General features: G+C 64.3%; 1 protein-coding gene and 1 pseudogene. Both read right to left on the bottom strand.

Going from position 1 to position 722, the window contains the following annotated elements:
* The coding region (locus EN925_RS38335) for an ATP-binding cassette domain-containing protein (protein WP_128337490.1) at positions 1 to 201 on the bottom strand (201 nt) is incomplete at its 3' end.
* A pseudogene (locus EN925_RS38330) lies at positions 201 to 722 on the bottom strand (hypothetical protein); the annotation flags it as partial. The gene EN925_RS38335 and the pseudogene EN925_RS38330, both read right to left, overlap by 1 nt.

The following is a 722-nucleotide window of genomic DNA, read 5'->3' as shown; positions in this document are numbered from 1 at the left end:
TTCCTGGCCCTTGTGGAACATCTTGCCCGAGGTGGCATCGACCACACCGGCGATGATCTTGGTCAGCGTCGATTTTCCCGCGCCGTTCTCGCCGAGCAGCGCATGGATCTCGCCCTTGCGCAGTTCGAAGCTGACGTTCTTCACCGCGGGCACGCCGCGATAATTCTTGGTGACGTTTTCCAGCCGAACGATCGGTTCCATCAGAAACCTCCCGAAGCGAGGTCGATCGCCAGCACGCAGTCGCCGCCTCTGGAGGCGACAAACAGCCGGCCGTCCTTTTCCGCAACGCTGCAGATGCCATGACGCGTGCCGTTGGCGCGGCTGTGCAGGCTGAACAGCGGCTGCATCTTCTGGTCGAGCCTGACCACCAGCCCATAGGAGCGGCTCGGCGACCACGGCTTGTGGATGCCCATGGTGCGGATGCCGCCGCATTGCAGCGGCTCGAGGAAGCTGCGGCTGGACGCCAGTGCCGGCGCGATCCAGTAGGCCGGCGGCACTTGGCTCAGCATGTCCTGCCGGTAATGCGTTTCCTGCAGCACGAATTCGATCAGCCGGTTGCGCGGCGCAAACAAGGTCAGCCAGGCCCCACCATCGGCGGACGGCGACAGCCGTGCGGGATATCCCGGCAGATGCGTCAGAACCGTCGAACGGCTGCCCGTCGCGCCGCCGAAACGCACCAACTGATGGCGCCAGCTTTCACTGACAAGCACATCCTTGCCGAC

The organism is Mesorhizobium sp. M7A.F.Ca.US.006.04.2.1, from assembly GCF_004022915.1.
Taxonomy (GTDB): Bacteria; Pseudomonadota; Alphaproteobacteria; order Rhizobiales; family Rhizobiaceae; genus Mesorhizobium; species Mesorhizobium ciceri.
Note: the sequence above shows the minus strand (reverse complement) of the source record. Positions and strands in the feature narration are given on the sequence as shown.